At 68.0% G+C, this 7,781-nt stretch carries 9 protein-coding genes; 2 read left to right on the forward strand and 7 right to left on the reverse strand.

Features of this window, described 5'->3' with window-relative positions; all coding sequences use genetic code 11:
• A partial coding sequence (locus QE494_RS03405; RefSeq protein WP_300041499.1) for an FAD-dependent oxidoreductase occupies positions 1-298 on the forward strand: 298 nt, incomplete at its 5' end.
• Positions 288-1,463 (forward strand): phytoene/squalene synthase family protein, encoded by a 1,176-nt coding sequence (locus tag QE494_RS03410; protein ID WP_300041500.1) that lies wholly within the window; start codon positions 288-290, stop codon positions 1,461-1,463. The genes QE494_RS03405 and QE494_RS03410, both read left to right, overlap by 11 nt.
• Before the next feature lie 218 nt (positions 1,464-1,681).
• On the opposite strand, the gene QE494_RS03415 is transcribed toward QE494_RS03410, so the two are convergent.
• From QE494_RS03415 to pufC, 7 genes are all read right to left on the reverse strand, one after another.
• Positions 1,682-3,106, reverse strand: coding sequence for a PucC family protein (locus QE494_RS03415; protein WP_300041501.1), 1,425 nt, complete (start codon positions 3,104-3,106; stop codon positions 1,682-1,684).
• A gap of 82 nt (positions 3,107-3,188) precedes the next feature.
• Positions 3,189-3,395: a light-harvesting protein gene (locus QE494_RS03420; protein WP_300041502.1), complete on the reverse strand. Its 207-nt coding sequence runs from the start codon at positions 3,393-3,395 to the stop codon at positions 3,189-3,191.
• A gap of 12 nt (positions 3,396-3,407) precedes the next feature.
• Complete coding sequence (gene pufB, locus QE494_RS03425; protein WP_300041503.1) at positions 3,408-3,560, reverse strand: light-harvesting antenna LH1, beta subunit; 153 nt, start codon at positions 3,558-3,560, stop codon at positions 3,408-3,410.
• A gap of 207 nt (positions 3,561-3,767) precedes the next feature.
• Positions 3,768-4,667 carry a carotenoid 1,2-hydratase gene (locus QE494_RS03430; RefSeq protein WP_300041504.1) on the reverse strand — a complete coding sequence of 300 codons (900 nt, stop codon included), beginning with the start codon at positions 4,665-4,667 and terminating at the stop codon, positions 3,768-3,770.
• Positions 4,625-6,154: a 1-hydroxycarotenoid 3,4-desaturase CrtD gene (gene crtD, locus QE494_RS03435; RefSeq protein ID WP_300041505.1), complete on the reverse strand. Its 1,530-nt coding sequence runs from the start codon at positions 6,152-6,154 to the stop codon at positions 4,625-4,627. The genes QE494_RS03430 and crtD overlap by 43 nt, the downstream gene beginning before the upstream one ends.
• On the reverse strand, positions 6,144-6,944 hold the full coding sequence (locus QE494_RS03440) for a hypothetical protein (RefSeq protein WP_300041506.1): 801 nt from the start codon (positions 6,942-6,944) through the stop codon (positions 6,144-6,146). Before QE494_RS03440 ends, crtD begins: the two co-directional genes overlap by 11 nt.
• 17 nt (positions 6,945-6,961) lie before the next feature.
• A partial coding sequence (gene pufC, locus QE494_RS03445; RefSeq protein ID WP_300041507.1) for a photosynthetic reaction center cytochrome PufC occupies positions 6,962-7,781 on the reverse strand: 820 nt, incomplete at its 5' end.

The following is a 7,781-nucleotide window of genomic DNA, read 5'->3' on the forward strand; positions in this document are numbered from 1 at the left end:
TACCGCGCTGGAGGAGACCGTGTTGCCAGGTCTGTCGCAGCGGGTGGTCACCTCCCGCGTAGTCACGCCACTGGATTTCCAGGATCGGCTGTGGTCCTACAAGGGGGCCGGGTTCGGTCTGGAGCCGCTGCTGCTGCAAAGTGCCTGGTTCCGGCCCCATAACCGCAGCGAAGACGTCAACGGCCTGTACATGGTCGGCGCCAGCACCCACCCTGGCGCAGGTGTGCCCGGGGTGCTGATGTCGGCCAAGGCGCTGATGTCGGTGCTGCCCTCGGTAAAGGCCTACCATGCCCAGTGAACGCCACACCCACGGGGGCGCAGGCGAAGGGCCCCTCACGCAAGCCTCTGCACCAGAGGCGACGCACCACCTGGCCGACGCTGACCTTGAAGCTTGCGCCCGCATGATGCAAGGCGGCTCGCGCACCTTTTTTGCGGCCAGCCGACTGCTGCCGCCTCGGGTGCAGGCCGGCGCGATCGCGCTCTATGCGTTCTGCCGGGTGGCCGACGATCTGGTCGATCAGCCCGGGGGAGGCCCGGCGGCCGTGCAAATCCTGCGACAGCGTCTGGACCAGATCTACGCGGGTACGCCCTCCGACTGCCTGGAAGATCATGCCCTGGCGCTGCTGGTGCAGCAGACCGATCTCCCCCGTCACCTGCTCGACGCGCTGGTCGAGGGCTTTGCCTGGGATGCCGCCGGCCGGTGCTACGACACCGTGGAGTCGGTCCATGCCTATGGCGCTCGGGTCGCTGGCACCGTCGGCGCGATGATGGCCTGGGTGATGGGCGCCCGCTCAGCGGGGACGCTGGCGCGGGCCTGCGAGCTCGGCGTGGCGATGCAGCTGACCAACATCGCGCGCGATGTCGGTGAAGATGCGCGCAACGGTCGGCTCTACCTGCCTCGTAACTGGCTGCGCGAGGCCGGGGTGGAGCCAGAGGCCTGGCTGCGCGAGCCGACGTTCTCACCGGCCATCGGAGCGGTGGTGGGGTGCTTGCTGCAGGAGGCTGATCGGCTCTATGCCGGCGCCCAGCCGGGCATCGGCGCCTTGCCGGCCGACTGCCGCGCGGCCATCCTCGCGGCCAGCCAGATCTACGCGGAAATCGGGCACCAGCTACGGCGTGAAGGCGGCGACAGCATCAAGCAACGAACCGTCGTCAGCACAGCTCGCAAGCTGGTGCTGCTGGCCGGCGCCTGGACCCAGGCCGGCTGGATTCGCGCAGAGGTCGCTCCGGCCCCACCACTACCGGCGATTGAATTCTTAGTCAGCGGCTGCGAGGCCTACCTCGGGCAGGTCCAGCCTGGCGCGACCGCCCTGACCAGCGGCTTTCCGAATCGCCCCCTGACGCAGCGGGTCGAGTGGGTCCTAGGCTTGCTCGAGCGGCGCGAGCACGAGCGCAGCGAGCACCCGGCGCGCAGGCGGATGCTCGCCACGGGCCTGCCGCCTGCAGCGCGTCCCGCACCCTGAGAACGCCTCGCACCACCAAGCCGGCGTCAGCGCGCCGACGAGCCCAGGTGGCAAGGCGAATGCTGCCAATCGACCCAAGACAAGCGCTAGGGTCCAAGGCCGCACGCGTGCTTACTTCTTCGGGCGGTTGAACCAGTTGGCCAGCATGAACAGGCCGAACACCACGAACATCAGAATCAGGATATGGTGGATTTGCATCGTCTCGTCTCCAAAGTAAATCAAGGGGTCGCCGCCGGCGCACCGGGACGGCGCAGCATCGGAACCATGAGGGCCAGCGTCACCACCAGCAGCATCAATTCAAGCAGATACACCGCCTCATAGCCGGCGAGGGAACCCCAGCGGGAGGCAACCAAGTCACGCAGGATGCCACCGGCGCCAATCGCTAGGCCTGCGGCTGTGGCCTGCACCGCACCCCAAGCACCCAGGGCGAGGCCGGCTTGGCCCTCGGGTGCCATCTGCATCGTGGAGGTGAGTGTGCCATGGCCGAACAGCCCCCCGCCCAGACCGATCAGGAAGGTACCCACGACGAACAGCACGGGCTGCTGCAAAGGCGCGCAGGCAATCACGGCCACGAAGGCCGGTAGGCCCACCAGGGCGCCGGCGCTGGCCATGCGCCAAGGTTCAGCTCCGCGGGCCAAGACCCGTGAGGCCCAGGCAAAGCCGATCAGGCCGCCCAGGGCCAGGGTCGCTGTCAACCAAGTGGTCTGGCCCACACCCAGGCCCAGCCACTCGCCGCCATAGGGCTCGAGCAGCACGTCTTCCATATTGAATGCCAATGTGCCAACGCCTACCGCAGCCAATTTGCGCAGGGCCTGCGGCCGCTGACGCAGCGCTTCCCAGGCCTGGCGAAAGCTCGGGTCATCGGCCTGCCGGGGGCGCGGGCGCCGCAGGCGGCTTCGGCTCTCCTGCTTCCAGATCGCCAGCACATTGAGCACCACGGTCGCTACCGCCGTCGCCTGTATGACCTGGATCAGGCGGCCGGGGGTGTACTCGGACAGGAACTCTCCGAAGATCACCGCACTGCCGATGGTGCCCACCAGCAGCATTGTGTACATGAAGCCCACCACCTTGGGATGGTCCTTCGACGGCGCCAGATCGGTCGCCAGGGCCAGGCCCGCGGTCTGCACCGTGTGCATGCCGGCGCCCACCAGCAAGAAGGCGATGGCCGCGGCCCCATGCCCCACCCAGGGTGGCACGCTGGCGGAGGCACCGGCTCGGGCCAGCACCAGAAGGGCGAAGGGCATCACGCACAGACCGCCGAACTGAAGCAGGGTACCCATCCAGACATAGGGCACGCGACGCCACCCGAGTTCACTGCGGTGGTGGTCTGAGCGAAAGCCGATCAGCGCGCGCAGCGGGGCAAAAAGAATGGGCAATGCGACCATGATCGCCACCAAGGCGGCGGGCACGCCCATTTCAATGATCATCACGCGATTGAGGGTGCCCACCAGAAGGGTGAGCGCCATGCCCACCGACACCTGGAACAGCGAGAGGCGCAGCAGGCGGGACAGCGGCAGGTCTTCCGAGGCTGCGTCCGCAAAGGGAAGAAAGCGCGGGCCCAGCGTGGCGAGCCAGCTGGCACGACGACGGACGGCGGGCCCCGCTGTGGCGGCCGAGTCGCCTGGGGGTTTTGAGTTGCTCATGGCCCGATCACGTCTTGGGCAGGAACAAAAAAGGGAAAGAGGCCAGCAGCAAAAGCCGCCGGCCTCGCCATCCTGGCGATGGTTACTTCTTGGCGGCTGCGGCCGCCGGAGGCGCTTCGGCCGCGGCAGCTGCCACGACTTTCTGACCACCGTTGAGGAAGTTCTTCACCCAGGTCGTGTTCATCGTCAGCGCCAGGTGGACACTGAACGACGCAACAGCGACGGCGGCGATGAAGATGGGGATGCCCACCGAAGGCTTGACCACGCACCACATTTTTCCGTAGATCATGTGCAGGTCTCCTTACTTCATCCAAGGGGAATAGATATAGGCCAGCAAGTGCGCGAAGGCCGCGATCATGCCGAATATCTGGGTCCCCTGAATGAGGTTGCGGTGGATCTCCTCCGATTCGCCCTCGGTCAAGCCGGTGGGCCACACTTTGTCTTTATCGGACATCGTGCTTCTCCTTTGAAGATTGAACGCTCGTGCAGAACCCGCACGCGGGTGGCCGCCAACCGGAATGGTCGAAGGCTGGTGTCATTTTATGTTGACACATGTAATAGTCAATATAAATTGACATCCCTGTAGCCTTCTATTCACTAAGGGATTTCCCGGGGGCTGTCCCGGCAGAGCGACCCCGGGGCATGGATCCCCGCGCCGCCCTCACCCCCGTCGGGGCATGCGAAAAGGCAGCATGCCCTGCACCACCGGCGACACCAGGCGCGGGACGTTCAGGGTTTCGTGGAAACTGGTCACCGTCTCCCCCAGCAATTCGCTGCGCAGCACCGACCGCTGGTAGAAGGGCGTGTCCTCCAGCTGGTGCAGCACCTGCACCGGGGCCGGCGCGCGCATGCGGCGCGCGACCCGCCAGCCGGTAGGGCGCATCGGCTGACGCGGGGGGGCTTCAAAGGGCGTGACGCTGCCGTCCCGCCCGAAGCGCAGGGCCAGGAGGTGGTCGCTGCCATCGTGGTTCTGCACGTCATAGAGCACCGCGGTGCTGCCATCGCGCAACGTGCTGCGCGACCAATCCCACTCGCGGCAGGCTTTGGCAATGGGCTCCTCGCCTTCGTTCGAGTCCAGGTAGGCCTGCCCCTGCCAGCGCTGGCGCGGCGCGTCCAGATCGACCTCAACACGGGCCGAGGGCGCGATCGGGCCCCAGCGGTGGCGGCCCAGCGGGTCGATGCGCGTGGTGAACGGAAACAGCCGGCCCGGGTGCAGCACCACCCGCCCGCGGACCCGTTGCGGAATAGGAACGCCCACCTCGTCGATGTCGATGGTCAGGCTGCTGCCGTCCCAGTGCAGCGCGCTCGGGCCGATGCGGAAATGGTGCGCGTCGCGCTCGCACCAGCGTGCGCCGCGCTCAGTCATCGTCCACCGACGCTGCGGCCCGTACAGGGCGACATTGAGGCAACAGTAGTTGTCGGCAGGCGCGGGGCCGCGGCGCTGCGCCCAGGCGTAGTAAGGGGAGAAGACGCTGCCAACGAAAGCGATGAGCGTGAGGCCGAAACGGCCATCGTCGCTCAGCGCATCGACATACCACCAGAGGTAGCCACCGGGCGCCACCTGCTGGTCGAAGCGAGGCTGCCCATCAGGGCCGCGGCCGCCAGCTGCCCGGACATCGCTGCCATTGGCACGCCAGGGCCCGGATGCACGCTGCCCCCCGCCAGAAACAAGCCTGGCACCGGGCTGGTCGAGGGCGACCTGGCGAACGCCGACATCCAGCCGTGGGTGGCCTGGCCATAGAGTGCGCCCCCGGTCGCCGGAAACAGGCGGTCGAAATCCTCCGGCGAGGTGCGCACCACCTGGTGCGGCTGCGGCGAGAGCGCCAGGCCGCAGCGATGAAGCAGGGAAAAAGTCGTGGATTCGCATTCGGCCATCGCCTCCGGGGTAATCAGGCCACGCCCGCCAATGGCCGGGGCATTCACCAGGCACAGCAGCCTCTGGGCGCCGGCCTGCGGACCGTCCTGCCCGCGGTCTTGGGCACAGACGTAGACGGTGGGCCGCCGGGGCAAGCGACCGGCCTCGAAGATGTCGCTGAACTCGCTGCGGTAGTCGCTGCGGAAGAAGACGTTGTGACGGTCCAGCGCCAGGCCCTCGGTCGGCGCATGGATGGACCAGGTCAGCGCAGACAGCGAGCGCTGACCGACGGCTGGGGCGGCGCGGCGCACCGGGTCGCCCAGGAGCCCACTCGCGAGCGCGGCGATGTCGCCGTTGAACACCACCCGGTCGGCGGGCAGGCGCTCGCCGCCCTCGAGCAGCACGCCGCTGGCACGCCCGCCGGTGAGCTCGATGCGCTCGCAGCGGGCGCCCCACCGGAACTGCGCGCCGCGCTCGCGCGCCAGGCGCGCCATCATCTGCGCCAGCGCGTGCATCCCGCCGTCGACCGACCAGACGCCGTCCATCTCCACCTGCGCGATCAGCATGAGGGTGGCCGGCGCCTCCCAGGGCGAGGAGCCGCAGTAGGTGGCATAGCGACCAAACAACTGCTGCAGGCGCGGGTCCTTGAAGTGGTGGCCCAGCGAATTCCACAGGGATTTCATCGGACCCAAGCGACTCAGCACCGACAGACCGCGCAGGCCCAGGTCACCGACCATGCGGGTCATCGTCGGCGAGGCCGAGCGAATGAAGGGACCCTCCAGCGTGTCATAGACCTCACGCGCTTGCGCGCAAAAAGTCCGGAAACGCTGCGCCTCGGCAAGGCCCGCAAAGCGGGCCACTGCGTCGAATGCGGCGGCGGGGTCGGCGAACAAGTCAAGCTCGCCGCCCTCCTCCCAGAAATGGCGGGCCAGCAGCGGCAGCGGCCGCGTGACCAGCTCGCGGTCCAGGCGGGTGCCGACGGCGTCGAGGATGCCGTCGAAGATCCATTTCATCGTGAACACGGTGGGGCCGCTGTCGATCGGGGCACCGTCGACCATCACGCGGCGGATCTTTCCGCCGGGCTCGCTGGCGGCATCCACCACCGTAACCTGCAACCCGCGCTGCGCCAACAGCAGGGCGCTGGTCAGGCCCGCGATGCCGGCGCCCACAACGACAACGCGATCAGCCGACATGTTCGCCTCCCGGCATGGGCCAGGCGCCCGCCGACGCCAGCACCCGCATGCGCACAAACAGCGACTCCGAAAAATGGCCCTCGCGCCAGGCGAACTGCGCGGCGCGGCCATGGGCGCCACCGCGTGCATAGCCCTCCATCGACGGCGTGTCGCGCCAGACGCTGAAAGTGCACTGGCGCAGCAGCGGCGCCTCACCGAGGCCAATGGCCAGCTCGCAACCTGGCGACTCGGCCAGCGCACGCTCGGTGCCCGGCGCACGGCGCCAGAACGACATGGCCTTGTGCGGACGAATGCTGGCCCGGGTGAGCACCGCCACTGGCGCGTCAGCCCCTTCGGCTTGCAGCATCGCACCGGACCCCGATGGCGCCTGTATGCCTGGGCTCACGAGTGCGGCCGCGGGCGTTGCCGCCCAGGCGCAGCCGTCCCAGGTGCCGCGGGCGGCACTGACCGCCATCAGGCCACTCCACCATTGGCGCGCACGTTCGCGGTACGCATCGGTCAGCGGGCTGGCGAGAAAGGACTGGGCTTGGGACAACTCGTCGAAGACGCACAGCAGCCCTTGATGGGTGGCGCTGGGTCGGATACGGAAGCCGCCGCCCTCGCCGCTGCCCATGACCTTGGCAAAGCGCAGACCCGGCAAGTCACGCAGTGCCGAGGGGCCCTGGGCCAGACGCAACCAAGCCCAGGCACGATGCCGGGGCAGGTGGTCGACGAGCAATACGGCAAGCACACCCGCCACCTCTCGGGTGGCGGATTCGCCCGCGCTGGGGGTTGCGCCGACGCTGGTCAACGCAGACCCCGCGACGCTTAACGGGCCGGCTTGGCCGCGGCCTTGCCAGCGCCAGGCGCGGAGGCCGCCAGGGCAGCAACCACCGCAGGGACAGCGGTACCGGCCTTGGACAGCTCGGGGAAGTCCTTGAGCATGGACTGCCCGTTCAGAGGCTTGTAGGCACCCTGGTGGCAGGTGGCGCAGTTGGCCTTGGCGACGTCACCCATCTCGCCCTTGCGGTGCGCAGGGAAGACCGGGGTGAGCGGCTCCATGTAGGCCGTGTTGAGCTCACGCACCATGCGGATGCCATGCCAGGCGGTCACGCGTTGGGGCGGGCCGCCCTCCCACTTGGAGAAGTTCTGCGTGTTGTGGCAGTAGGTGCAATTCACACCCAGGCTGGCCGACATGTGCGTCATCAGACTGTAGGTCCACTCGGCCTGCTTGATGGACTGCCGATTGCCCGTCGGCAATGCGGTGGTGCCACCGACTCGGATCGGCAGATCGCCCAGCAGGTACGGGGTGAACGGATCGCTGGGCAGGGAAGCGAGCTTGACCGAGGCGGCCGGCTCGTTCTGGCCCGCGCGGTCGCCGATGAAGTCGGCGCCTACCGGTGCCGTGTCGGGCTTGAACCAAACAGTGGCGGGCACTGGCTGGCCACGGTGACAAGTCCAGCAGGTCACACCGGTATCGGCCACGTGGGACTTCCAGTCCTCGTTCACGTGCTGCGTCATCTGGATCATGCGCCGCGCCACCACCTTGGTGTACTTGCTGTCTTCGGCGAAGTTGGCCAGGTTGTGGCAGTAGCCGCAGCCTTCCTCGGGGGCGATCCAGGTGGTCATGGAGGCCATCAAGCGGGTG

Source organism: Ramlibacter sp. (assembly GCF_029866045.1).
Lineage (GTDB): Bacteria > Pseudomonadota > Gammaproteobacteria > Burkholderiales > Burkholderiaceae_C > Ramlibacter.